Genomic DNA, 26,212 nt, shown 5'->3' with positions numbered 1-26,212 from the left:
ATTACAATTATTAAAAATGAATTTTCTGATGAAAAGATATTCAACAATATTATTGGCGCCTGTTTTAATGATGTCTGTCTCCTGCAGCAAGTTGCTGGACATCCCCGAAACCGATATGATCCAGGGCCAGGATGCGCTGAAAACCGTTTCAAACTGCGAACAGGCTGTAATCGGCGCCTATGGTGCGCTGGGTGTGGAAATGCCCATCCTGCTGAACGCAACATTTTCAGACGAGGTAAAAAAATCGGAGTTCTACAATGCGGCCACCACGCACGAGTGGCAATATAGCAGCGTAGACGTGGGCATCCGCGACAACTTCACGGCCATGCGCCCCAACTACCGCATCATCGACCGCGCCAACAGGGTGCTGGCGGCGGTGCCGGAAGCAGATTCCCTGAAACCGGCAGACAACACTGCACTGCGCAACAGGGTGAAAGGCGAAGCGCTGTTCCTCAGGGCGTTCGCTCACCTGGAAGTGTTCCGCTATTACTGCGACAAGTACAGCGCTGAAGGCCTTGCAATGCCTTACAAAGAGATCGCTTCTTTGGATGGTGAGGCCAGGATCAAGATGGCCCCTTACTTCGACAAACTGATCAGGGACGTAACGGAAGCCAAAAACCTGCTGCCCGCCAGCTTTGCCGGCGATGGCATCAACCGCGCTACCAAAGCAGCCGCCACCGCGCTGCAGGCCCGCATCCTGCTGTATAAAAACGACTGGGCCGGTGCCGAAGCTGCCGCTACGGAATACATCACCCAGAAACCGCTGTCGCCCATCGCCGAATTCGGTGACCTGTGGAAAGACAAAAACACCAACGAAGTGGTATTCCAGCTGGTGCGCACCACCGCCATCCGGCTCGGAAGCCTCTGGCGCAATACATCCGCCAGTGCTGCCAACATCGGCACCGTAACCTGGATGCCGACCGATAAACTCTGGAACACCTTCGATCCCGTCAACGACGTGCGGTTTGCCGCTTATCTGAAAGACGAGCCCCTGCTGTCTACCAAAGGCCGCCCCTCTAAAATCGTCGCGAAATATGCGGGAACTGACTACGGTACCGCTAATGAAAACGTAAACAATGCCAAAGTTTTCAGGACCGGTGAAATGTACCTTATCCGCGCTGAGGCCAGGGCCGAGCAAAACAGGTTTACCGGCGCCAACTCCGCCGAAAGCGACCTGAACGCGCTCCGGGCCGCACGTATCAGGAACTACGTCAACGTAACGCTGGCTTCCAAACAGGCCGCCATCGACGCTATCATGCTGGAGCGGTTTAAAGAGCTTGCTTTCGAAGGCCACCGTTTCTGGGATCTCAAAAGGAAAGGCCTGCCGGTTGAGCGTTTAGCCGCCGAAGCGCCGTCTACCGCCGCCGTAACACTGCCCGCCGGTAACTACCGCTTCCTGTTGCCGATTCCGAACGTGGAGATCCAGGCCAACAAACTGATGGAACAGAATCCCGGTTACGCGAACTAATTGCATAACGATTCCTGCCGACAGGAAAAAACAAAAGGCCGCCTCATCTTGCCGGGGCGGCCTTTGTGTTTCCCGGCGGCATTAAATACCAGGTGGTGTAACATTGTAAGCCCCGAAACCGTTTCATTTTTAACCAAAATCCCCATCTGATGTTCCGTCCCCTTTTATCCACCGCGAACCTGGTCATCCTCGTACTGGTGATGCCGTTTTGCCTTGCCTGTAAGAAAAACAAAAACACCCCTGCTCCCGGCGTGTTTAACGGCACTTACCTTGGCGTTTATTACAAAGAAAAAAACAGCACCGGCACATTATCCAGCGTGAATGTACAGGTTAGGTTTTCGGGCAGCGAATTCCGCATTACGCCCACTGGCACACCCCAGCAAAGCATCACCTTCAATCCCGACATCCCCGGTACTTACAGGACACGGGGTTCCGACAGTATTTTCATGGAGCAGTTCAGTCCCGTTTCCGCCCTTTATTCCCATAATTTCAAATTCTCTTTCGAGGGCGATTCCGTCATATTCAGCGGCTGGCGTGGCGACGACGTGTATGAGTTCCTCCGGATGAAAAAACAATAGCGCTTCACAAAGCATAAAACATTGCCGGAGCAACTTCCCTGAAAGTGGCCCGCCGATAATGTAGGGCTGCCCGCAAAACCAGCACTGCCGGTTCCTGCTGTCCAAACTCATCATAGCGCCGCATGCCACCTGCACGCGGCGTTTTTTTATACACCGGCCCGAAGCAGGTGAATATCCGCTCATAATCGGCCACAACCGTATCACCATCTCCCGGCGCCTTGTTGTACATTAGGATACCCGGCGGCTATTTGCATCATTCTTAAAATTCCATTTATGAAAATCACATTGTTTCTCTGCCTTTCTCTTTTAATGACGGTATGTCTGTCTGCCATCCCCTCCCGCCGCACCGCGCCGGGAAAAACGAACATGCGGGACTGGGGCGCGGCATGGATAGCCAGCAATTTCGATTTCCAGGCCTGCGAGGGCCAGCGTTACGAGGTGCGCGACGTCGAAACCGGCGCCACCTTCAAATGGTATGTGGTCGAAAACTCCTGGGGCAGCCCGCGGTATTACCTGGGCAATACCTCCCCCATCTGGATCGACCTGCAACCCGGCGATGAATTACAGCTTGAAGTGGATTTGCCCGACGACGGCGAAGACTATATGTACTGGGACACCCTGATCCCCTGCGAACAATAAAACAAACCGGTTTTAACCCGGCCGCCGGACAGCCTTAAGCCTCATGGCTTAGGGCTTTTGTTTTCCCGGATTATCCGTAGATTTATTGCCTAAATGCACGTTATGGGCAAAGCAGTCAACTGGCCGGAAGCGATCAAACCCCTGATCAAAAAATACAAGGGGCAAAAACACCCGCTCGATTATGGGAACACCTACCAGCTGGTAGTCGGCGTCGTTTTGTCGGCGCAGGACTCCGACAGGAATATCAACAAACTGGGCCCGGCCCTGTTCGAGGCCTTCCCGAATATGCAGGCGCTCTCGAAAGCCACCCCCGAAGACCTGTTTCCCTATATCAATAAAATCCGCAACTTCGGCAACAAGGCCAAATGGCTGGTGGAAATAGCGCAGACAATCAAAAAAGACAGCAACATCCCACTCACCCAGGCTACCCTGACCGAACTGCCCGGCATCGGCCGGAAATCGGCCAATGTGATCATGCGCGAATCCGGCGTGGCGCCGGAAGGCATCATTGTGGATCTCCACGTGGTGCGCGTGGCCCCGCGGCTGGGCATCGTCACCGCCACCGATCCGGTTAAAATTGAAAAACAGCTGATGGCGGCGCTGCCTCCTTCGGAGTGGGACGCCGGGATGGCCATGTCGTTTCTCGGCAGGGAAATCTGCCGGCCCACGCCCAAATGCGGCGAATGCCTCATGAACCCGGTATGCGAATATTATCAGAGCACGAAATCCCAGGGAGGGGCGCTGGAAACCGTAAAACAGCAGGAAACCAGGCCCGCAGGCGCTAAATCCGCACCGAAAGCGAAAAGCGCTAAACCGAAGGAACCGAAGGCGGAAGGCGTCAAACTCAAAGCGCCGAAGAAAAGCAAATCGTAAGCCCGGGCCATCGATTCAAACTGCCGCGGGCCGGATTTTCATGATGGCGGCAGCTTCCCCGGTATATTTTCCGGGATTACCGTCACCGGTGAATTCCGGCCGCCCGAAAAGTAGCGGCGTGTACGCCCCCGCATGGGGGAAACTCATCATCTTTTGATTACCTTTGGTGGCAGTAAAATTTATGGGGACCCAAATGATACCAAATCTCAATTGTTTATTGATTGATGACGACAAAGATGATCAGGAGATATTCAAACTCGCGTTGCAGGATATAAATGAGCACATCGTATGCCTTACCGTCGACAATGGTATGGAAGGCCTTCAGCTGTTGCGCAGAAACGAAAGTTTTGTTCCCGGTCACATTTTTTTAGATCTGAATATGCCACGCATGAGCGGAAAGGATTGCCTCGCCGCGCTGCGCAGCATTCCCCGGCTGGCGGAGGTACCGGTAGTGATCTACTCCACCTCTTCAGACCCGCGCGACATCCGGGAAACCAAAGAGCTGGGCGCCACGGACTATATCGTCAAACAATACAGCCTTGCCTCCCTGAAAGAAATCCTCCGCCGTTATTTCAATTAAAAAAGTAGCGCCTGTACCATGAAACTGTTGCCTGCGCTTGCCCTCCCAGCAATCGCATCATACCCTGAGGCCGGTGCATAAAAAATTAAGGGAACAACGCCTATCACCGCGTTGCTCCCTTTTCTGATCCTCACTATTGATTCGTCCTACTTTTTAATTGTTACGGCTGAGCCATTCCTGATCTCGTCATTGGCCTTTTCCATAAGCATATCTCCCGTTGTTAAATTGCCGGATATTTCCACTTTACCGTCCGCTTCTCTTCCTTTCCTTACTTCCACCCACTCAGCTTTCTGGTTATTGACCCGTATCACAAAAATCTTTTCGGTAGAGTTGGCTACGGCGCTCACCGGAACGATAAACACACTGTCGGCGGTATTCAGCGGAATGCTGACCTCCGCCACCATGCCGGGCAGCAGTTTTTTGTCGTTATTGATCACGTCCATTTCGATGCGCTGGGACCGCAGGCGGCTGTCGAGCGCGCCGGAGAGGCGGTTGATGTTGGCCTTGAATTCCTCGCCGGGTAATGATTTAACCGAAAAAGTGACCTCGCTTTTATTTTTAAGATAAGCGGTGTATGCTTCCGGCACCGCCAGCACGAGGCGCAGTTTCTTTTGTTCCTGCAGTGTGAACAGGGGGAACTCGGAACCTCTGCCGGAAGGACCTACATAGGCGCCGGCGCTGACATTGCGCGCGCTGATCACGCCGCTGAACGGAGCGCGGATCTGCAGGTAGTTGCGGTTATCAGAAATTTCACGGTAGGCGGCGCGGGCGGCTTCCTGCTGTGCGAAATCGGATTTCTGTTTAGCCAGTGCCAGGTCGAGGTCGTTCTGGGAAACGGTGCCCGGCGTCTGGCTGGTTTGATACAACCGGTCGTAGTTGGCTTTGCTGGCCAGGTAAACCGCCTCCTGGCTGCGCAGCCGAGATTCGGCGCCGGCCAGCTGCGAGCCGAGCTCGGGCGCTTCGAGGGTGGCCAGCACCTGGCCGGCCGTTACGGCGGAGCCTACGTCCACATATAACTTCTGCACGAAACTGTTCACTTTGGCGTACAGATCCACCTGCTGAAAAGCGATCAGTTCTCCCGGCATCCTGAGGGAAGCGGAGAAAATATCTTTTTTCAGCGCAAAGGCCGGCACCCCGGCAGGAGGAGCCGCCGCCGTTTTGTTGTTGTCCGGTTTACTTTGCGAAACGCCGCAACCCGCCAGCACTGCGGCAGCAAGCAGTGCCAGGTAAAGCGTTTTATTGGTTGTTGTGATCATACAAGGAGGGTATATAATGTTTACTTTCTTTGTTTTCAGGATTGAGTGACACGGATGCGGTGGACGCATTTTTCTGCACCCAGGCAAACACGAGCGGCAATATCACCAGCGCGGCAAAAGTGGAAGCCACCAGCCCGCCGATCACCGCGCGGCCCAGGGGCGACACCTGGTCGCCGCCCTCGCCGTGCCCGATGGCCATAGGTATCATACCGGCCACCATCGCGAGGCTCGTCATCAGGATCGGGCGGAGGCGCAGCGCGGCGGCTTCCTTCGCGGAGGCCAGCGCATCGCCGTTATGGCGCCGCAAATGCTCGGCATTGGTGATCAGCAGCACCGCATTGGAAATGGATACGCCCACCGACATGATGATGCCCATGTAAGATTGCAGGTTAAGCGTAGACCCGGTAATGGTCAGCAGCAGCAGCGAACCGAGTATTACCGCAGGCACCGTGGTGAGCACCACGAACGACACACGGAAACTCTGGAAGTTGGCGGCCAGCATCAGGAATATCACCACGATCGCCACCAGCAGGCCGGACTGCAGACTGTCTAGCGTTTCATTGAGCGTGATGGACATACCGATGGGTTCCATGACCAAACCGCGGGGCAGTTCTCCCAGCGATGCAATCGCCGCTTCCACGTCTTTGGTGGCGGTGCCGAGGTCTTTGTTGTTCACGTTCGCCGTCACGGAAATCATGGGGATGGCGCCGATGTTGTCGTTTTCTCCGTACGTCGTATCCGGCGTAATGGTGGCCACGTCGCTGAGCAGCGGGCGCGCCGCGTTTTTCTGCAACGGTATCTCCCCGATCTCGTGCATGTTGTTCATTTTGTTTTCCGGTATCTGCACCTGCACGCTGTACATGAGGTTCGCCTTTTCATCCACCCACACGTTTTTCTCCGTCAGGCGGGAAGAGGATGTGGAGGCGATCAGCGAGCGCGTTACGTCGGTCATGTCTACACCCAACTGGGCGAGGCGTGTTCTGTCGATATCGATTTTGATGGCCGGGTATTTGGTGGACTGCTGCAGCTGTACATCGCGCAGGTAGTCCACTTCTTTCAGTTTGCCGATGAGTCTGGCGGCATATTCTTCGTTCAGCTTTTTATTCCTTCCGCTGATGCGCACTTCCACCGGCGTGGGAGAGCCCTGGCTGAGGATTTTGTCCGTCAGTTCGATCGGCTCGAAGGACAGCTGCAGGTCCGGCGCGTTTTGTTTGATGATGGTGCGTATCTTTTCTTTCAGCTCATCCAGGTCTGCGTGAAAATCTTTGCTGAGGCTCACCTGCAGCACGGCTTCGTGCGGGCCGGGCATGAACAGGTAGATGGGGCTCACGGAAAACAGCGCGGGGTGCTGGCCTACGTAGGCCGATGAAATGGCGATGTTTTCTTTGCCCACCGCTTCTTCTATACTGCGCAGCGCCACCAGCGTTTTCTCTTCCGTGCGTTCCATCCGCGTGCCTTCGGGCGCCCGCAGCCGCAGCTGGAACTGGCCACCGTTGGTTTTCGGCAGTACGTCGCGGCCGATGTTCATCAGCAGCAATACCGCCAGCCCGCTGATCACGACCAGGTAAGCTATCACCACCGGTGCGCGGTACGGCATGAGACGGTTGATCCAGCGCATGAAACGGGCCCTGAACTTTTCGAAACGGCTCACCTTGCCGTCGAGGTTGCTGTCGCTTCTCTCCACCAGCTGCTTTTTCTGATCCCAGGTATCGTGCTCTCCTTCCGCAGCGGGTACGATATCTTTTTTGCGGTGGCTCTTCATGATCCAGTTGGCCATCACCGGTACAAAAGTCTGCGACAGGAAGTAAGACGTGATCATCGAGAAACCGATCGCCAAAGCCAGCGGCAGGAACAGCGAGCCGGGGATGCCCTTCATCGTGAACGCGGGGGCGAACACGGCGAGGATACAGAAAAGGATCAGCAGTTTGGGGAACGCGATCTCCTTACACGCGTCCCATATCGCCAGCGCCTTGGGTTTGCCCATATCGAGGTGCTGGTGTATGTTTTCGATCGTCACCGTGCTCTCGTCCACCAATATCCCGATGGCCAGCGCAAGGCCGCTCAGCGTCATGATATTGATGGTCTGGCCGAAGAGGCTGAGGAACATCACCCCGGAAATGATCGACACCGGGATGGTGAGGATCACGATGAGCGCGCCGCGGAGGTCACCGAGGAAGAGCACCACCATCAGGCCCGTCAGCACGGCGCCGATGATCCCTTCACTGATGAGGCTTTTAACGGCGTTCATCACGTAGGTGCTCTGGTCGAATTCGTACGACAGCGTTACGTCTTCCGGCAGCTGCGCCTGCAGGCGCGGAATGGCCTTCTTCAGGTTCTGCACCACCTCCCAGGTGGAGGCATCGGCGGACTTAGCCACGTTGAGGTATACGGAACGTTTACCGTCCACCAGGGCATAACCGGCGGCGATATCGGCGCCATCCTCAACTGTGGCTACATCACGCAGATAAAGCGTTTGCACGCCGCCTTTGAACAGCGGGATATTTTCGAAGTCCTTGATGTTCTGGACCGTTGTGTTGACAGGGGTGAGATAGTTTTTATCGCCGATGCGCACGTTGCCCGCGGGGGCTACCTGGTTATTGAGGCGAAGGGCCTCCACCAGCTGGTCGGGCGTCATCTGGTGCGCGCGCAGCGCTTCGGGGTCGGCTTTGATCACCACGGTGCGGATGTTCCCCCCGAACGGCGGCGGCGCCACGAGACCGGGAATGGACGTGAACGAAGAACGCACGTACACGTTGGCCATGTCCATCAGTTCGTTATTGGACCGTTTGGCGCTGCTGAGCACCAGCTCGCCCACCGGCAACGTGGACGCGTCGAAACGGATGATGAACGGCGGCTGCGAACCGGGCGGAAAAATCGCCTGCGCCCTGTTCGAAAACGCGCTTACTTCCGCGGCGGCCTGCGACATGTTGGTGCCGGGGTAAAAGGTCAGCTTCATCAAAGTGAGGCCCTGTACGTTTTTTGTTTCGATGGACTTCACACCGTTCACGAACAATAAAATGTTCACATAGTTTTTCGCAAAAAACGCTTCCATCTGGTTAGGTGTATAACCGCCGAAGGGATGCGCGATGTAGAGCACCGGCATATCCAGCTTCGGGAAGATATCCACCTTTACGTCCCGCACGGCTTTGATCCCGAAGAAAAACAGGCCCGCCACGAGTACGAGTACCGTGATCGGTTTTTCCAGTGCGCTTCTGATAAGTCCCATTATGTTGTATAATTAGAATTCGTTGATAAATAACCCAAAGTTGCCGGCGGCGGCGGCTTTCAGCAGCAGGGCCTGCCATACGTTGCTATAGGCCACATCCCGCTCCGTTTCCGCGCGGTTGAGGGAATAAAGCGCCTGCGTAACATCCACCAGCGTGCTGAGCCCGTTCTGGTACATCACCGTTTTCTGCAGGTATGCCTGCGAAGCGGAGCGCAGCTGGATGCCGGCTTCCTGGTAGTTGCTGAGCGCGTTTTTGATTTTCACGTCGGCCAGCACCAGCTGTGCTTTGAGTTGCTGGTCCACCACTTCCATTTCGTTTTGCAGCGCTTTGGATGTGAACTGTTGCGCGGCCGATTGTTGTTTTACGCGCAGGGGCGAAGTGAGGTTCCACGTAACGCCGATGCCCAGCAGGTAGTTGCTGCGCGTGGGTTTCACACCGTCCCAGTAATTATGTGTAAAGGCCGTCTGGTCTGTGGCGTAAGCCGAACTGAAGCCCGATGCTCTCGTTTGCAGCACGCTGAAAAACGAGAAAGCGGGGAAGTTGAGCGTTCTGATATATTTCTCCTGTTCGTGGCTGAGGTCTATCCGGCTGCGGTAAAACCGGAGCACGGGATGCGCGTCCGTATTGAGCGTTACCGTGTCTGTCATCACGGCGGGCAGCCTCGTCAGGAAGGCGGTATCCAGCACGAAGGCCGACGGCGCCACACCCATGAGCTGGGCCAGCTGGTTGCTTTGTTCCTGTTCCAGGTCGGCCGAGCGGGTCAGCGCGATGCGGGCGCTGGCTACTTCGGCGTTGGCAAGCGAGGAATCCACGCCGGCGATCAACCCGTTGGAGGCGCGGCGTTTCACCACGGCCCTGAACGTATCCGCACGCTCGAGGTTGCGCTCCCAGCTGCGGGTAAGGCGCTGGGCGGCCAGCAGGTTGAGATAGGTGGCGGCCACTTTTATTTCGTGGCGGAAACTCTCCTGCTCGCGGTCACGCTCATCGCGATAGGCGGCGGATTGTGCGGTTTTGACTTTTTCTTTGGCACGGCCGAAGGCAAAAAATTCCCAGTTGATATTGGCCAGGTAAAGCGCCCCGAACGCCGCATTCCAGTTCTGGTCGGGCAAAGGCAGGCCGGAAGAGGCCACGCCCAAACCACCGAAACCATATAACGGGCCGTTCTGGCCGTTCACCGTACCATAGTCCTGTTGAGCGGAAATACTCAGGTTGGGCAGGTAGTCGCGCCGCGCTTGTTCCGCCGTGGCTTTCGAAGCATTCGCATAGTTGGCTTTCGCCTTGATCGTTCCGTAATTGTTCAGCGCTGTTTGTATGGCATCTTTCATCGTCAGTACCTGCCCCTGGGCGGCAGCGGCACTCAAACACATCACCAGCAGAAGCAGATGAACAGGATAGCGTCTTGTCATCTTGGATTAAATGAGCGGTTATTTAGCATGGCCAGCTCTAAAGCTGATATTTCTCCTGCAAATAGCGCTCATCATTTTGAAGCAATTTTGAAGAATTGGCTTCACCTGCAAAGAAAACTTCTACATGATGACGGTCGGATGTATAATGGTAGCGGATTTCAAAGGAATTCATGTCGCAGATCTGTTTGACAATAGACAGACCAATCCCGATGGAATTATTGCTCTGGCTCCCTTTTTTGAAGCGCTGGAACATGTCTTCGGTAGCCCCTTCCGGCGGCAGGCCGGTGTTGCTGATAACGAGGCAGCGGCGGTTGAGGCTCACTTCGATGGAGCCGCCGGGAATGTTGTGACGGATGGCGTTACTGATGAGATTGTTGAGCAGGATGTCCGCCAGTGAGGCATGCAGCCGCACGTCCACATTGGTGTCTATATTGCACTGCAGGGTGAGCGACTTGAGCGAAACCAAGTCGCCGAAAGCGTTCACGGCTTCCTGCGTGTAGTGGCTCAGGTTCACCTCTTCCTCGGTTTCGTATTCGTTGTTTTCGAGCCTCGACAATAAGATCAGCGAGCGGTTGATGCGCGTCAGCTTGTCTACCGCGTTCTGCATGTCGGTGATCAGCACGGCCTGTTCTCCCTGGATGTCGGATTCGGAGAGCAGTTCCAGTTTGCTGCGGATGATGGCCAGGGGCGTTTGCAGTTCGTGCGAGGCGTTTTCGGCGAACTCTTTCAGGGAATTATAATCATCCACAGCCTTGTCGGTCATCTTGCTTACAAAACAGTTGAGCTCCTGCAGCTCTTTGGTGCGTGTGGGCGGTAGCACCAGTTTTTTCTTCAGCTTCAGGTTGAAGCGCTGCAGCTTTTTGAGCGTGCCGTAAAACGGCGCCAGCACAAACCGCGAAGCGAGCCGCGCGGTGAGCACCACGAGGCAGATGAGGATGATGAGCTTCCACATGATGGACGTGCGCAGGCCCGCCAGGATCTGCTCCGAGCGCGATACATAATCGCCTGAAATGATCTTGTAGTGTTTGTTGTTGATGGTGTGGAACGACGCCACGGTGATTTTGCGGTCGTTGTCTTTCAGCTCGGGATCGTGGGTCACATCCTTTTCGGTCACTTCGTACACATCCACCGGGTGGCCGGCGGCGGTGGTTTCCACTTTGATCTTGCAGCCCTGGCTGTATTCGCCCGGCACTTCTCCCCGCTCGATCTGCCCGGCTACCCGCACGTTCACATGTTTCAGCCGCTCAATCGCGGCCTTGTCTATTTCGCGCTTGATGCTCTGGTAGGTGATAAAACTATTCACGGGGATGATCAGCATCGTAATGCCGAGAAACCACAGTGTAAATCTGTCAACGAGCTTCATCAGAATGATTTGTTTAGAGGCAATATTATTGCTTCGATGTATTGAATTTATACCCTAACCCGTACACTGTGCCGATATAGTCCGTTCCGTTGGCCGCGCTGATCTTCTTGCGGATATTTTTCACATGCTGGTATACAAAATCGAAGTTGGCGAGGTTGTCCGTATAATCGCCCCAAAGATGGGCTGCGATCGACTGCCGGGACAAAACCCGGTTTTTATTGACGATGAAATACAGTAGCAGATCGAATTCCTTGCGCGTCATGTCGAGCAGGGTGCCGTTCACATGCGCTTCCAGCGTATCGATATTGAGGCTGATTTCGTTGAAGGTGATCATGTTGCTCCCGTTGAGCTTCTTGCGGCGGTAAATGGCGCGCAGGCGGGCGTGCAGTTCGGGAAGATGGAAGGGTTTGGTGAGATAATCGTCCGCCCCTTCTTCCAGCCCGGCAATCTTGTCGTCGAGCGAGTTTTTGGCCGACAGGATGAGGATGCTGCTTTGCACGCGCTCCAGGCGCATGAACGACAAAATCTGCAGGCCGTTCCCGTCCGGCAGCATAATGTCGAGCAGCACACAATCGTACTGAAATGAGATGAGTTTGTCCTGTGCGTCACGGATATTGTAACTCACCTCACAGATGTACCCTTCCCTGGCCAGGAATTCCGATATACTGCTGGCCAGCTCCAGGTTGTCTTCAATCAGCAACACCTTCATAATCCCCGCAAATTACACACAAATTTGAAGCAATTTTGAAGGCCGCCTCATGGGAATGTCAACAAAAAAGCATATCTTAATGTTTAATCTACTGAAAACCAGGGGCTCATTAATCTAGCACAACCTTTGCAGCTACTGCCCGTAAAAAAACCTATCGCATGAAACCATATCCGGTTCTATTATTCGGGATTGCCTTGTTCGCGGCATGCGCAGGCCCGTCGTCGGAAAAAAAGGCCGAAGGCAGCGACAGCACCATTGCGGCGGAAATCGAGCACACGACAGATATCAGCGCTTACATCGAAAATATCGACGACCAGGCTGCCAAATCAGGGCGCATGCTCGTTTCGCATAATTTTGCCATGGGCGATAACTCGGCCGGCCTCGTGGGGATCTATTCCGCCACCGGCAAACCGCTGCGCCTTTACCTGTACCCGGAAAGCCACCTCCCGGTGGTGAGCACGGAAAGCTGGATATACCTCGACTCCCTGAACGGACAACCCATGATGTTCCGCGAGATCGTCAAAGAAAAAAACACCGTGCGCGAGAACACGTTTTATTATAAAGGGAATAGCCTGGCCTATTCCGAAACCCGCTCCGCGGCCGACCTGGCGGCCCTCGAAAACGCGGCCTTCACACCTTACAAGTCGGCCACGCCCGATAGTGATTTCCGCCTGAAACCGGCCGACGTCAACACCCTGGCCACCCAGGTGATGACCGCACTGAACGCCGAGCGAAAAGACCTGAGCAAGGTGGCCAACGAAATGCGGCTGAAAGGCGCGTCGCACTGGGCTACCGGCAATGAGCCCGGCTGGTCGCTGGCCGTTATCCCGCACGAAAAGATCATTTACACCGGCAACTACGGCGCCGATGTAGTGGAGTTCCCCTATGCCGACGCGCAGAAAGGCGATAAGGATGCCACCGTCTTCACCACCTCCGTGAAAGGCCACACGCTGACGGCCACATTCGAGGTGAAAAGATGCACGGACGATGCCGACAAAAAACACGAACTGACCGTAACGCTGAAAGTGGACGGGAAAGCGTTGCGCGGCTGCGGAGATTCTTTATACTGACCATGGATAACCGGACATAAAAAAAGAGGGTGCGCCTTGCGGTGCACCCTCTTTTATATTTTATAGCCGTCGCTATTTTTTCACTTTTTTGAACGCGTCCAGGCCTGATTTCAGCCAGTTGGCATACTCCTGAATATCCGGCGTATAAGCCACCGGGAAGGTGAGCAGCTGCTCGTCCGGGCTGATCAGCACATACAGCGGCTGGGAGTTGTTGATGAAGTTCACCGTCTGCATGGTAGCGAATTTGTTGCCGATGGTGACGATCTCTTTTTTCTTGCCGTCGGGGAACTGGTACAGGAAGCGCTCTTCGTCGGGCAGTTTGGCGCGGTCATCCGTATACAGGCTCACCAGGATGTAATTGTCTTTGATGAGGGCGTGCACTTCGGGGTCCGTCCACACGTTTTCTTCCATGTTGCGGCAGTTCACGCAGGCCCAGCCGGTGAAGTCGATCAGGATGGGTTTATTCTTCTCTTTGGCGAGCGCCAGCGCTTTTTCGTAGTCGTTTATCACATCCGGTTCCACCGCGCCTTTTTCGTGGGCGTTGTTACCGTACCAGCTGTACGACATCGGGGGCGCAAAACCGCTCATGAGCTTGAGGCGCGCGTATTTGGTATTGGTCACGCCCGGCAGCAGGTAAATTGTATAAGCGCCGAAAACGATGGCGAAAATCCATCTTACCGGGCTCATTTTAGCCGTCCGCTGCAGCTTCCAGTTGAAGCCCAACAGGTACATGGTGAGGCAGATGCCGATGAGGATCCAGATGAGGAAAAACGTTTCCCTGTGCAGGATGCCCCAGTGCGTAACGAGGTCCGCGTTGGAGAGGAATTTCACGGCCAGCGCCAGTTCGATGTAACCCAGCACCACTTTCACGGAGCCCAGCCATCCGCCTGATTTCGGCAGGGAACTGAGCCAGTTGGGGAACATGGCGAAGAGGGCGAACGGCAGGGCCAGCGATACGCCGAAACCGGCCATGCCTGCGGTAAGCAGCCAGGCGCCGCCGTCGGAGTTGAGGGAGCCTGCCAGCAGCGAACCGAGGATCGGGCCGGTACAGGAGAAGGATACCACCACCAGCGTGAGCGCCATGAAGAAGATGCCGATGAGCGTTCCTTTATTGGCTTTGGAATCGGCCTTGCTGGCCAGCCCGCTGGGCAGGGTGATGTCGAACGCCCCGAAGAACGATATCGCGAACACTACGAACACGGCGAAGAAAAACAGGTTCAGCCAGACGTTGGTGGAGATGTTGTTGAAGATCTCCGGTTCTGCCGCGCCGGCAATGTGGAAGGGCACGCTGAACAGCACATAGATCAGGAAAATAAAGAACCCGTACATGCTGGCGTTGAAGATGCCTTTCTTTTTATCCTGCGCGCTTTTGGTGAAGAACGATACGGTCAGGGGGATCATCGGGAATACGCAGGGCGTGATGAGCGCTACGAGGCCGCCGAGGAAACCGAGCAAAAAGATGAACCAGGGATTGGTTTCGCCTTCGTTGCCGATGCCGCCTACTTTGTTGACGGGGTTCTTCAGGTCGATGGCGGAGCGCTTGAGGTCGTTCGCCTTGTCGGCCGATACCTGCAGGCCGCCTTTGCCCACGGTGAGGTTGCCCGTTTCGTCCGCGTTGAAGCGGAAGGGCGTTTCTTCGGGGTTGATCTCCTCCCCTTTGATCACCATGTAGGTGAGGGTGCCTTTGATATCTTTTACGGGGCCGTTGTATTTCACTTCGGCCTGTATGTCTACCGCTCCTTCGAAATATTTGATCTCCAGGTTATCGAGAACTGGCTCAGGCGCCTTTTTCAGGTCGCCGGCCTCTTTGATGCCTGTGATGGCGGCGCGGGTGGCGCTAAGGCTGTCGAACACGATGCGGGTGTTCGGATCATCGTCGCCCATGGTGGTGGAAAACAGTTTCCAGCCTTCGCCGAGCTTCGCTTTGAAATGGAGCGTGTAAATCCCTTCACTTTTCTTTTCCGCGGCAAAATCCCAGTTCACCAGTTTAGGTATGGAGTCCGTTTCCTGTGCCTGGGCGGTGGGGCCGAAAGCAAGCAGGAAGCCGGTTATCATTGAGAGTAAGTACTTCATCCGGTAGTGTTTGTCTTTTTGATTGTCTGATCAAAATATGCCCTGCTGCCTGGTGTGGGCGGGGCGCATATTTCATATGTACGATAGACTTAGCAGATTGTTCTGAACGTAAATGCAAAAAACGAGTTCCTTTGAAAGAACTCGTTCCTGCTATATCTGTTTAGAAGATAATCGTTGTGCTGGTAGTCACCCCCTTCTATTTTCCGCCCAGGTTAACGGTAAATGGAATTTCAGCAGGCGGCAGGCACTGATGATCGTCGCACACCATGAATTCCACGCTGCCTTTCAGTTTGGTGGCGGCTTTACCTTTAACGGTCACTTTCTGTACGAAAGCAACGGTGGTTTCGTAATATTTCAGCTCGGAGTTGAAGTTCTTGTCGAATGCTTTATGGAGCTTACCTACTTCTTTCGGTTTACCGGCTACGGTCACCAGCGGATTTTTGGTAAACTTGATGGACGTGGGGATAGGTCCTTCACCGGCGTCCTGCGCGTACAGGTGCCATCCTTTTTCGATGGTGGCTTTCGCGGTTACTTCATACACCTGTCCGCCAACGTTTTTGGCGGTAAAATCCCATTTCACAGGATTTTCTTCCTGTGCTACTGCCAGTGCAGGCAGTGCAAACATGCACAGTGCAACGAGTAATTTCTTCATAGTCCTTTTTTTTCTGGTTGGTGGTTGATTGGGTTTCTGATCTTAATTATTATTAATCAGGCTCTGGAAGATGAGCTGCCCGTCGCGGTTGCCCAGCAGTTCGTTGCTGGCCCTTTCCGGGTGCGGCATCATCCCAAAAACGTTTTTTTCCTTGTTGCTGATACCCGCAATGTTGCGGATAGCGCCGTTCGGGTTAGCATCTTCAATTATATTGCCAAATTCATCGCAATAGCGGAAAATAACCTGGTTGTGCTTGAAGAGCTCATCGAGGGTGGCCTCGTCTGCATGATACCTGCCTTCGCCGTGGGCGATGGGGATCATCAGCGGGCGGCCTGCCACATCTTTGGTGATGGAGGTATGCAGGTTTTCGCTTTTCATGTAAATGTTCTTGCAGATGAATTGCTGGTTCTGGTTTTTCAGCAGCGCACCCGGCAGCAGGCCGGCTTCGCAGAGAATCTGGAATCCGTTACAAACGCCGATCACACGGCCGCCCTTGTTGGCGAATTCAATCACGCTTTGCATCATGGGGCTGAACTTGGCGATGGCGCCGCAGCGCAGGTAGTCGCCGTAAGAAAAGCCGCCGGGCAGCAAAATGCAGTCTTCCGTACCGAACATGCTCAGGTCTTTGTCTTTATGCCAAAGGGAAATCACCTCCTGGTTCAGATCGTACTGAAGCGCATCGAGCATATCCTGATCACAGTTGGAACCGGGAAATGTAACTACTCCGAATTTCATATTAATTATCTCCGTTAGATTTAGCCTGGAAAAGAGCAAAATTACTGACCATTACGCAATTTCCAATAACCGCTCATCAGTTTTTATGATTCCTATAACATCAATGCGAAAAATATTGCATAATTATCACATATGCCAGCACCAGCAGGTGCACCGCATTGGCGAAGGTGTTATTGGTGATGGTCCAGAAAACGTTGCCGGCAAAGAGCGAGAGCGGCAAAATGGCCAGCACCCAGTAGCCGGGGGTGAAAGTGGCGCTGAAGAACGGGATGAAAATGGCCACCAGTACGTATACCGCCATGGCCGACCATATCTTGCGGCCCTGGATGAGCATCTTGTTAAAGGTGCGCTGAAGCATCAGCCAGCCGGTCACAAAAAACAGCAGCGACACCACAAAAGCGCCCCAGACCTTGTAATTGGTGATCATCGGGAGGTGGAAACCGATGCGGGGCAGGTTTTCGATGGCGTCCCAGCGGTTGGTGAGGAACAGCCAGGTGCCAAGCAGGTAAAAAGGGCAGATCAGCCCCAGCAGGCCAATGATCCACTCCGCCAGCCGGAACGACCGCATGATGAGCAGGCTCACGAAAAGCAGCGCCACAAACAGCAGGGCGGGGAAATAGAACAACCCGCAGATGCCCATGGCGAACCCCAGGTTGAAAGCCACATCGCGGGCAGACGAGCGCATGTACAGATCGGTGATCCCGGAAAATATCCAGAGCATGATGGTGTTGACCAGCACGGCCGGCGAAAACACGTTCCAGCTTTCCAGCAGCGACGTGAAGAGCAGGTAGCTCATGGCCGGCAGGTAAGTATCTTTCGGGAAAAGGCGGTGATTATTGATGATACGGGTCAGCAGCAACGCCTGCAGAAACTGCAGCATCACGGTGGCGGCGGTGAAAAAGAGGGGGCTTTTGCCCACTATCCCTTCCAGCCAGGCGGTCAATGCATCGTATACCAGCCCTTCAGACCCGTCGGCCTGGTAAACAGACGGATTGATGAGGTAGTAGAATTTAACGAACAGGGTGTATATGAACAGCAGCAATACCGTGAGGGGATTGCCCGATCGGAAAAAACGTATCACGTTGCAAAGGTGTGATTAAAAGTCAATTTTAGCAAAGCAAATATAATTCCTGTAAATACAGGGTATCAGCACGCTGCGGGCGCTGATCTGTTTGCCGTAGCGGGGCATCCAGGTAAACCCTTTATCGAGGTTGCGCAGGGTGGGCTTGCGGTTCACCTTCCCGTCGGGCCCGATGGTGTTCTCTGACAGCACATACTGCCGGCGGTCGAGCTCGTTGAACAGGAAATGCAGTTCGCTGCCTACGTTCACCAGCATATAGCTCAGGTAAAGGTCGGCCCCGTCGTCGAACTGGCTTTTGTGCACAAAATTGCTGTATTGCAGGTCGCCTTTTTCGTCGAAGGCCAGGATGGCGATGTTGTCGTAGTGATAACGGGTGCCCTGGCCGTCGTTCCAGCCGTACGGGTTATAATAGTACGGGGAATATGGCGAATAATAATAAGGATTGTACCCGCCGTAGCCGCCGTACATGTAGTTCCAGCGGTTCCAGGGTTGAGTGCGGGAAGTGGTGTAATAGGCTTCCGCCGTGAGCAGGAAGCCCCCGTTGCGGGTGTTCACGATCTTGCGGATGAAGTAGTCGTTGAAGGCGGCGGACTGCGAAGCATCGCCCCTGGCGCTCTGTTTCAGCTCGGCGGAGAAGGCGGTCATCTTTTCGAACAACCGGCTGCCGTTGGTATTGTCGACCCGCAGCATGTAAATCCCTTCCACGTTGCCCCGCTTCTGCTTGTAATAAAAGGAAGTGATCAGCGACTGTTTATCCTGATTATTGACTTTCAGTTTGACCTCATCGAGCAGCAGGCCTTTTGTTTCGAAGGGATATACCTCAAAACTGTCTATCACCGCCCGTTTCATTACCAGGCTGCCGTTCACGATATAGTCGCGGTTACTGGTCCTTTCCAGCTTGGTGAACACCAGGTCGCCTTCGTTACTGAGGCTGAAATTGCTGAGGAACTGGCGCTTGGCCTCCATCGGCAGCGATACGCGGCTGTTGTTGACGAGGTTGAAAGAGCTGTCGTACAGGAAGGTGTAGAACACGTGGTTGTCTTCCTTGTCCTGGTTGATCTTATAAACGAGGATGCGGTTCTTATCTTCCGAGATCTCCACCGAGTAGATTTTGTTTTCCCGGGAGAAGTTGCCGATGCGGGTGGAGTCAACCATGATGGGGGCTTCCCCGAACTGGCCGTTGCCGTCGACCGTTGCGCAGAAGCTGTAGACGGCGTCTTTCCGCTGGAACTGGTAGATCATGTAAGCTTTATCCTGGTAATTCACAAAATCCACGCTGATCAGTTTTTTGGGTAAAAAACCCAGTTTCACACGATCTTTCAGCTGCATGGCGTTATCATATACGGAGATGTGGTATTCCCCCCGGTCGGCCTTGTACACCAGAATGTTCCCGGACACCCTGCCGATGATCTCAAATTCCGTGGTTTTGTAGTCGTCCCGCTCCGGTTCTGAATAGGTGATTTTCTGGGCAGTGGCTATCGTACTGCACAGCATGAACACCCAAATTTGTACGATATGACGAATGCGCATGGATAATTGTTTAATGGATTTGATATAGGATAAACGTTATAATACGCAATTTTATGCAAGCTTGTGCTCCAAACCTACACGAAAATTGTGTGATTGCAAAGTGGTAAGGGAGGGCAGGCGACGAATGTTTCCTTTCACGGCAATTATTTCAGTAATTTTATTCCATAAAAGCTGGCTTTTAATATGATGGACACGGTATTGGTTACGGGTGGCACAGGCCTTGTCGGCAGGGCGTTAACCGCTTTTCTCATTGAAAGAGGGTACAGGGTGATTGTACTGACCCGGAAAAGAATGAGCTCCGATCATCCCCAATTGCAATACGCCCGCTGGGACCTTGCCCGCAAAACACTGGATACCACTGCCTTACAGCAGGCCGATCATATCATTCACCTCGCCGGCGCCAATGTGGCCGAAGGCCGCTGGACGAATGCCCGCAAACAGGAGATCCTCGACAGCCGTGTGCAGAGCAGCCAGGTGCTGTACGACCATCTCCGCCTCCACGCCAACAAAGTCAAAAAGGTGATCAGCGCTTCCGCTACCGGCTATTACGGCCCGTTCAAAGGCACCCCCTTTACGGAAAACGACCCCTCGGCCGACGATTTCCTGGGCACTACCACGCAGGCCTGGGAAAACAGCGTGCGGCAGATGGAAGACCTCGGCAAAAAGGTCATCATCCTCCGTACCGGCATCGTATTGAGCTTAAGAGGCGGGGCCCTGAAGGAATTTTATAAACCGGTGAAGCTGGGTTTCGCCATGGTCATGGGTAACGGCGACCAGTGGGTGAGCTGGATACACCTGCAGGACCTGGTGCGCCTGTATTTCAACGCCCTGGTGAACGACCAGCTGAGCGGCGTGTATAACGCGGTAGCCCCTACGCCGGTCACCAACCAGGAACTGATCACCTCGCTGGCCCGCGCGGCCAAGGGAAACAGCTTCGTTACCCTGCATGTGCCCGCCTTCGCCCTGAAGCTGGCACTCGGAGAAATGAGCGTGGAGGTGCTGAAAAGCGTCAATGTATCCGCCGATAAAATATTGCAAACCGGTTTCCAGTTTTCGTACCCCACGGTGCAGGAAGCGACGGAGCAGCTCCTGCGGGAGAAAAAATAGCCCCTACTCCACTCCCAGCGCGGCCATCAGCGCTTTCGCCTTCAGCTGGCATTCGTCGAACTCCTTTTCAGGATCGCTGTAAAACGTAATGGCGGAACCGGTCTGGAAGGATATGTACGGATTTTCCGCATTGTACAGGATACTCCTGATCACCACGTTAAAATCGAAGTCGCCCCCGGGCGTAATGTACCCGATGGCCCCGGAAAAGAGTCCCCGGCGCGTTTTTTCATAATGTTCTATCAGTTCCATCACCCGCACTTTCGGCGCGCCCGTCATGGAGCCCATGGGAAAGGCGTGGCGGATGGCGTCGGTGAAATGGAACCGCGCATCGAGCGTGGCGGATACGGTGGAGATCATGTGGTGCACCTGCGGGAAGGTATAGATGCCGAACAGCTCCTCCACCCGCACGCTGCCCTGTACCGCGGTGCGCGACAGGTCGTTGCGCACCAGGTCAACGATCATGACGTTTTCGGATTGTTCTTTGGCGCTGTTACGCAGCTCCGATTGCAGGGCGGCGTCGAGCGCCGGATCGGAAGAGCGTTTAGCCGTTCCCTTTATAGGCTGCGAAATCAGCCGGTCGCCTTTTTTCTGCAGGAACCTTTCAGGGCTGGAGCAAACGAGGTAACGCCGGTTCAGTTTATAATAAGCGGCAAAGGGGGCGGGTGAAAGATGATTGAGCCGGTGGAATAGTGTCACCGGGGAATGGAGGGTTGTTTCCATGAACTGCTCGCGGCAGAAATTCACTTCATAACAGTCGCCTTTGCGGATGTGCGCTTTCAGCGCCCTCACGGACTCGAGGTAATAGCTGCGGTCCATTCGCGCCCGGAGCATGCCGCCGAGTGCGGCCCATGTTTCTTCCTGTTCTTTTCCGCAGGCTTCAAAGATGTTCCGCGCTTCCTCTTCCGTGAGATTTTCGCCCTGGATCTGCACCTGCCCGTTCTGCAGCTGCAGCACATAACGGGGCCTGAAAAAACAGAGATCGGGGAAACCCAGCCCGTCCGCGTTGGCGGAGGATAATTTTTCCGTTTCGTTTTTCAGATCGTACGCAAAGTGGCCGAACAGCCAGCCGGGACGGGCGGCGTGCCAATCGCGGAGCTGGTCGAAAGCCGTGCCTGCATTGCATTGCAGCACTTCAACCGCATCTGCGGCCAGCAGCGCTTCAGCGTTTCCGCCGGGAAGGCGGTATTCGTTGTTGTCCAAAAAACAACAAATGTTGAACCGGTTACCCCAGCTCAACATTTGTTGTTTGAATGCGCTTATATTATTTACAGGAAAACTGTATGATAGCACGTTTACGGATTAGAAATCATCATCATCGTCATCATCAAACCGGTCGTTGAACATGCCCATGTCCTTGAACTCGTCGTCGATATCCAGGTCATCGTCGTCACCTTTTTTGGTGCTGGGGCGGCCGCGTTTGCTTTTGGGTTTGGGCATGTCGAACTCTTCGAAGTCGGGATCGTAGTCTTCATCTTCTCCTTTTTCCCAGGCATCGTCATCGTCGTCAAAATCCTCGTCGTCATCCTCTTCATCATCGTCGTCTTTCTTCTTTTTGGCGCCGGCTTTTGCTGTTGGTTTCTTTGCACCTTTTTTCGGAGCATCGTCATCATCATCATCGTCGTCGTCCTCATCTTCGTCTTCTTCTTTTTTGGATTTTGCCGCAAGCTTATCTGATTTTTTTGAAGCAGCAGACTTCCGGGGAGCATCCTCCTCATCCTCCTCTTCATCCTCGTCTACTTCCTTTTTAGGCTTACCTGCAGCCTTCTTTTCAGAGGCTTTGTCAGTCTTTGGTGAAGTAGTTTTTTTAGTCTCTTTTTCTTTATCAGATTTTGATTTCATAATGGTACGTTACAATTAGATTCTAAGGTAAAGTTTTAACAGTTTTTTTGATTAGCCAAATTTTTTTTTGACTCTTTTTTTTGTATTTTTTTGACTTTACTTTTCCAGTATCTGGTCCCTGCCAGGGCCGTTTGACACGTATTGTACCGGTACCCCCAGGTAGCTCTCCACAAAAGATAAGAAATTTTTCATTTCCGCAGGTAAAGCATTGTATTCCCGGCTTGCAGCAGTAGGTGCAGACCATCCGGGAAAACTTTCCAGTACGGGTTTGATGGTAAGGCCGTTGATCTGGAACGGCATCTCTTTCGTTTGTTTACCATTGATTTCATATGCCACGCAGGCGTTGACGGTTTTGAAAGCGTCGAGCACGTCGCTTTTGGTCATTACCAGCTGTGTAACGCCGCTGAGCATGCAGGTATAATCGAGGGCCACGAGGTCGATCCAGCCGCAGCGGCGGGGGCGCCCTGTTGTTGCGCCGAATTCGTGACCTGCCTGGCGGAGCGTTTCGCCGGTTTCATCTTCCAGTTCGGTGGGGAAAGCGCCGCTGCCCACACGGGTGCAGTATGCTTTGGTAACGCCGATCACTTCGCGGATCCATTTGGGCGCAATGCCCAGGCCGGTGCAAACGCCTGCGGAAATGGTGCTGGAAGAGGTGACAAACGGGTAAGTACCGAAATCCACGTCGAGCATGCTGCCCTGGGCGCCTTCGGCCAGTACTTTCTTACCGGCTTTCAGGTGGTTGTTCAGCCAGTATTCGCCGCCTACGATGTTCATTTCCCGGAGGAACTCCACCGCTTCGAAAAAGTCTTTTTCCCATTCGGTGATGTCTTCGGTGAAGTCGTAATTGGCCAGCAGTTGCAGGTGTTTGGTTTTGAGCTTGCCGTACAGCACCTCGAAGTCCGGGTGCAGCACGTCGCCCACGCGCAGGCCGTTACGGCCCGTTTTGTCCATATATGCGGGACCGATGCCTTTGAGGGTGGAACCGATCTTCTCCTGCCCTTTCGACAGTTCGGAAGCCTTGTCCAGCGCACGGTGCGTAGGTACGATGATATGCGTTTTTTCCGCTATAAAGAGGTTCTTCTTCAGGTCGATGCCAAGGGCGGCCACGGTCTGGCATTCTTTTTTGAACGTCACAGGGTCCAGCACCACACCGTTGCCGATGAGGTTGAGGGTATTACCATGGAACACACCGGAGGGAATGGTGTGCAGCACAACTTTCTGATTATTGACATACAGGGTATGGCCGGCATTCGGGCCACCCTGAAAACGGGCAATCACATCATATTTACCCGCAAAATAGTCCACGATCTTGCCCTTGCCTTCGTCGCCCCATTGCAGCCCCAGCAGTACATCTACCATTGTTGAAAAAGATTTATGTTTTTAAAGAAGGAGCAAAAATAAGGCGATTGAATGAATTGTTGCAGGAAATTTAATCTTCCAGGCGGCTGACGCTCTGAATGCCGTCCAGCCCCTTGAGGCGCTGCACCAGCTCTTCCAGTTCGTCTTTGTCGTGTACGAACACTTTGATCAGCCCTTCGAACAGACCTTCCCGGGATTCGATGGTGAGCCCGGCGATGTTGATTTTCAGCTCGCCGGAGATGATGTTGGTGATTTTGTGGATCACCCCCACATCGTCCATCCCCACAATGCGGAGGCCCGTCAGGAAAGAGATTTCGCGGTTCTTGACCCATTTCGTTTTTACCACCCTGTGCCCGTAATGCGACAGCAGCTGCGCCGCATTGGGACAGTTGGTGCGGTGTATTTTAAGGCCTTCGCTGGCCGTAATGAAGCCGAATACGTCGTCGCCGGGGATGGGCCGGCAGCAGTTGGCCAGCTTGTAGGCGATCTTGTCCGAGCTTTCCCCGAAAATGATCAGCTCGGCGTCTTTCTTGGAGGTCTGTTTGTGCGGTTCCTCGGCCGGCAGCTCGGGGAGCTTGACCGGTTTGGGCGCTTCCAGCTTGTCGCCCAACACGTTGAACTGCTTGAGCTCCTTCAGATCGATGTTTTTCACCGCGATCTGGTAGTACAGGTCGAGCGGGGAAGGCTGTTTATAGAACTGCACCAGTTCATTGATGTTGTACTGGCTGGCGGAGGCCTTCATATGGTCCAGCTTGCGCTCCAGCAGCTCTTTGCCGTCCATGGCCACTTTCCGCTTCTCTTCCTTGAGGGCGTCCTTGATCTTGCTTTTGGCTTTGGCCGTGAGCACGAAATTCAGCCAGTCTTCCGAAGGTTTCTGTTTGTTGGAGGTGATGATCTCCACCTGGTCGCCGCTGCGGAGCTTGTGGCTGAGGGGCACCAGTTTGTAGTTCACCTTGGCGCCGATACACTTGTTGCCCACGGCGCTGTGGATGGAATACGCGAAATCCAGCGCGGTAGAGCCCACCGGCAGGATCTTCAGGTCGCCCTTGGGCGTGTATACATATATTTCCTCGGTGAAAAGGTTGCTTTTGAAATCCGCGAGGAAGTCGAGCGTATTGGAATCCGGGCTGTTGAGGATTTCCCTGATCTGGCTGAACCACTGTTCGAACTTCGACTCCTGCACGCTCTGGTTGCCTTCTTTATAGCGCCAGTGGGCGGCTACGCCTTTTTCCGCATAGTCGTTCATCCTTTTACTGCGTATCTGCACCTCCACCCATTTGCCGTTGGGGCCCATCACCGTCACGTGCAGGGCCTCATAGCCGTTGCTTTTCGGGTTGCTGAGCCAGTCGCGGGTACGCTCGGGGCTGGGGTGGTAAAAGTCGGTGATGATGGAATACACCTTCCAGCAGTCCGCCTTTTCCTTGTCGAGCGCCGAATCCAGGATGATACGGATGGCGAAAAGATCATATACCTCTTCGAACTGCACGCCTTTGGTCTTGATCTTGTTCCAGATGGAATGGATGCTTTTGGGGCGGCCGTATATTTCGAACTGGAAGCCTTCTTCCTGGAGTACTTCCTTGATCGGTTTGATGAATTCGTTGATGTAGCGGGTGCGCTCGCGCTTGGTTTCCTTGAGGCGGCGGGCGATTTCGCGGTACTGGTCCTGTTCGGTGTATTTCATGGCCAGGTCTTCCATCTCGCTTTTGATGATGTAAAGGCCGAGGCGGTGCGCCAGCGGGGCGTAGATGAATACCGTTTCAGAGGCTATTTTCAGCTGTTTCTCCCGGCTCATGCTGTCGAGCGTGCGCATATTATGCAGGCGGTCGGCCAGCTTGATGAGGATGACCCTCGGGTCGTCCGCCAGGGTCAGCAGTATCTTTTTGAAGTTTTCGGCCTGCGCCGTACTGGTGCTGGAATCAATGACGGTCGATATTTTGGTGAGCCCGTTGACGATATGGGCGATTTCGGTGCCGAACTCGCGTTCCACGTCTTCCAGGGTCACCTCGGTATCTTCCACGGTATCGTGCAGCAGCGCGCAGATGGCGGAGCGCACGCCGAGGCCGATCTCTTCCACGGTGATCTGGGCCACGGCCAGGGGGTGGAGGATATAGGGCTCCCCGGATTTGCGGCGCATATCCTTGTGGGCATCGGCTGCCATCTCAAAGGCGGTGCGAACCAATTCCCTGTCACCTTTTTTGAGGCGGGGCTTAAGGGCTCGTAAAAGGGCCCGGTAATGCCGGACGATCTCTTTCTTCTCCTGCTCTTCGTCGAGGTTATATTTTTGAACGGTCACTGTTTCCATGCTAAGTCCAAAATTACGAAATCGGCAGCAGTATAAGAAGCGGGGGGAACCGGGTGATTTTCAGGGGGTTGGGGTGGCGGGCGGCAGTTCCCGGCGGGCGAGGCCCCCAGGGCATCCCGCCCCGCTTGGGACCGGGCGCCGTTCCCGCAAAACCTGCCGGGGGCAGGTGTTTTGCCCTTCCCCGCCTCGCCTTGCGGCCGTTTTGAACGAAGGATGAACGAAGCTACACAGGGAGATCAACGAAGGATGAGCGCAAAACTGCAGGTTCGTTCGTCCTTCGTTGGTCCTTCGTTGAAGGTTCGTTGAACACGGTGCAAAGCCGCTGTGGCGGCGGGGCAAAAATCTGAAACCCTTGCTGGTGAACG

The 26,212-nt window shown here is 54.3% G+C and carries 21 protein-coding genes; 7 read left to right on the top strand and 14 right to left on the bottom strand.

Going from position 1 to position 26,212, the window contains the following annotated elements; translation table 11 throughout:
• Positions 1–28: 28 nt before the first annotated feature.
• The 5 genes from EGT74_RS11460 to EGT74_RS11435 all read left to right on the top strand — a co-directional run bounded on the left by EGT74_RS11460 (position 29) and on the right by EGT74_RS11435 (position 4,138).
• Positions 29–1,468 carry a RagB/SusD family nutrient uptake outer membrane protein gene (locus tag EGT74_RS11460; protein ID WP_158618093.1) on the top strand — a complete coding sequence of 480 codons (1,440 nt, stop codon included), beginning with the start codon at positions 29–31 and terminating at the stop codon, positions 1,466–1,468.
• Positions 1,469–1,617: 149 nt separating this feature from the next.
• Positions 1,618–2,046, top strand: coding sequence for a hypothetical protein (locus tag EGT74_RS11455; protein ID WP_123846635.1), 429 nt, complete (start codon positions 1,618–1,620; stop codon positions 2,044–2,046).
• A gap of 273 nt (positions 2,047–2,319) precedes the next feature.
• Positions 2,320–2,685 carry a hypothetical protein gene (locus EGT74_RS11445; protein ID WP_123846633.1) on the top strand — a complete coding sequence of 122 codons (366 nt, stop codon included), beginning with the start codon at positions 2,320–2,322 and terminating at the stop codon, positions 2,683–2,685.
• A gap of 102 nt (positions 2,686–2,787) precedes the next feature.
• Positions 2,788–3,558, top strand: coding sequence for an endonuclease III domain-containing protein (locus EGT74_RS11440; protein WP_123846632.1), 771 nt, complete (start codon positions 2,788–2,790; stop codon positions 3,556–3,558).
• A 181-nt stretch (positions 3,559–3,739) separates the two neighbouring features.
• Complete coding sequence (locus tag EGT74_RS11435) at positions 3,740–4,138, top strand: response regulator (protein WP_317126709.1); 399 nt, start codon at positions 3,740–3,742, stop codon at positions 4,136–4,138.
• Between the two features lie 146 nt (positions 4,139–4,284).
• Here EGT74_RS11435 and EGT74_RS11430 read toward each other — a convergent pair whose 3' ends face one another.
• From EGT74_RS11430 to EGT74_RS11410, 5 genes are read right to left on the bottom strand one after another with little or no spacing between them, the layout of a single operon-like run.
• Positions 4,285–5,394 carry an efflux RND transporter periplasmic adaptor subunit gene (locus tag EGT74_RS11430; RefSeq protein WP_123846630.1) on the bottom strand — a complete coding sequence of 370 codons (1,110 nt, stop codon included), beginning with the start codon at positions 5,392–5,394 and terminating at the stop codon, positions 4,285–4,287.
• The gene (locus EGT74_RS11425; RefSeq protein ID WP_123846629.1) at positions 5,375–8,620 is read right to left on the bottom strand and encodes an efflux RND transporter permease subunit; all 3,246 of its coding nucleotides are present in this window, start codon (positions 8,618–8,620) and stop codon (positions 5,375–5,377) included. The genes EGT74_RS11430 and EGT74_RS11425 overlap by 20 nt, the downstream gene beginning before the upstream one ends.
• 12 nt (positions 8,621–8,632) lie before the next feature.
• Positions 8,633–10,027 carry a TolC family protein gene (locus EGT74_RS11420; protein ID WP_123846628.1) on the bottom strand — a complete coding sequence of 465 codons (1,395 nt, stop codon included), beginning with the start codon at positions 10,025–10,027 and terminating at the stop codon, positions 8,633–8,635.
• A 37-nt stretch (positions 10,028–10,064) separates the two neighbouring features.
• Complete coding sequence (locus EGT74_RS11415; RefSeq protein WP_123846627.1) at positions 10,065–11,390, bottom strand: sensor histidine kinase; 1,326 nt, start codon at positions 11,388–11,390, stop codon at positions 10,065–10,067.
• Between the two features lie 25 nt (positions 11,391–11,415).
• A complete protein-coding gene (locus tag EGT74_RS11410) occupies positions 11,416–12,099 on the bottom strand; it encodes a response regulator transcription factor (protein WP_123846626.1) in 684 nt (227 codons plus the stop codon).
• Positions 12,100–12,257: 158 nt separating this feature from the next.
• Between EGT74_RS11410 and EGT74_RS11405 the strand changes: the two genes are divergently transcribed.
• Positions 12,258–13,169: a hypothetical protein gene (locus tag EGT74_RS11405; protein ID WP_123846625.1), complete on the top strand. Its 912-nt coding sequence runs from the start codon at positions 12,258–12,260 to the stop codon at positions 13,167–13,169.
• Positions 13,170–13,241: 72 nt separating this feature from the next.
• Here the strand turns inward: EGT74_RS11405 and EGT74_RS11400 are convergent, their stop codons facing one another.
• The 5 genes from EGT74_RS11400 to EGT74_RS11380 all read right to left on the bottom strand — a co-directional run bounded on the left by EGT74_RS11400 (position 13,242) and on the right by EGT74_RS11380 (position 19,240).
• Positions 13,242–15,242: a protein-disulfide reductase DsbD family protein gene (locus EGT74_RS11400; protein ID WP_123846624.1), complete on the bottom strand. Its 2,001-nt coding sequence runs from the start codon at positions 15,240–15,242 to the stop codon at positions 13,242–13,244.
• 196 nt (positions 15,243–15,438) lie between these two features.
• Positions 15,439–15,894 (bottom strand): protein-disulfide reductase DsbD domain-containing protein, encoded by a 456-nt coding sequence (locus EGT74_RS11395; RefSeq protein WP_123846623.1) that lies wholly within the window; start codon positions 15,892–15,894, stop codon positions 15,439–15,441.
• Positions 15,895–15,936: 42 nt separating this feature from the next.
• The gene (purQ, locus tag EGT74_RS11390) at positions 15,937–16,629 is read right to left on the bottom strand and encodes a phosphoribosylformylglycinamidine synthase subunit PurQ (RefSeq protein WP_123846622.1); all 693 of its coding nucleotides are present in this window, start codon (positions 16,627–16,629) and stop codon (positions 15,937–15,939) included.
• A gap of 100 nt (positions 16,630–16,729) precedes the next feature.
• A complete protein-coding gene (locus tag EGT74_RS11385; RefSeq protein ID WP_123846621.1) occupies positions 16,730–17,710 on the bottom strand; it encodes a hypothetical protein in 981 nt (326 codons plus the stop codon).
• A gap of 15 nt (positions 17,711–17,725) precedes the next feature.
• A complete protein-coding gene (locus EGT74_RS11380) occupies positions 17,726–19,240 on the bottom strand; it encodes a hypothetical protein (RefSeq protein ID WP_123846620.1) in 1,515 nt (504 codons plus the stop codon).
• A gap of 183 nt (positions 19,241–19,423) precedes the next feature.
• On the opposite strand from EGT74_RS11380, the gene EGT74_RS11375 reads away from it, so the two are divergent.
• Positions 19,424–20,347: a TIGR01777 family oxidoreductase gene (locus EGT74_RS11375; protein ID WP_246008191.1), complete on the top strand. Its 924-nt coding sequence runs from the start codon at positions 19,424–19,426 to the stop codon at positions 20,345–20,347.
• A 3-nt stretch (positions 20,348–20,350) separates the two neighbouring features.
• On the opposite strand, the gene EGT74_RS11370 is transcribed toward EGT74_RS11375, so the two are convergent.
• From EGT74_RS11370 to EGT74_RS11355, 4 genes are all read right to left on the bottom strand, one after another.
• The gene (locus EGT74_RS11370) at positions 20,351–21,547 is read right to left on the bottom strand and encodes an anthranilate synthase component I family protein (RefSeq protein WP_246008190.1); all 1,197 of its coding nucleotides are present in this window, start codon (positions 21,545–21,547) and stop codon (positions 20,351–20,353) included.
• Between the two features lie 99 nt (positions 21,548–21,646).
• A complete protein-coding gene (locus EGT74_RS11365) occupies positions 21,647–22,186 on the bottom strand; it encodes a hypothetical protein (RefSeq protein ID WP_123846618.1) in 540 nt (179 codons plus the stop codon).
• A gap of 96 nt (positions 22,187–22,282) precedes the next feature.
• Positions 22,283–23,545, bottom strand: coding sequence for an adenylosuccinate synthase (locus tag EGT74_RS11360; protein WP_123846617.1), 1,263 nt, complete (start codon positions 23,543–23,545; stop codon positions 22,283–22,285).
• A gap of 70 nt (positions 23,546–23,615) precedes the next feature.
• Entirely contained in the window at positions 23,616–25,847 is a 2,232-nt protein-coding gene (locus EGT74_RS11355) for a RelA/SpoT family protein (protein WP_123846616.1), read from the bottom strand.
• Positions 25,848–26,212 lie beyond the last annotated feature (365 nt).

Source organism: Chitinophaga lutea (assembly GCF_003813775.1).
GTDB lineage: Bacteria > Bacteroidota > Bacteroidia > Chitinophagales > Chitinophagaceae > Chitinophaga > Chitinophaga lutea.
This window is presented reverse-complemented; position numbering and strand designations above follow the sequence as displayed.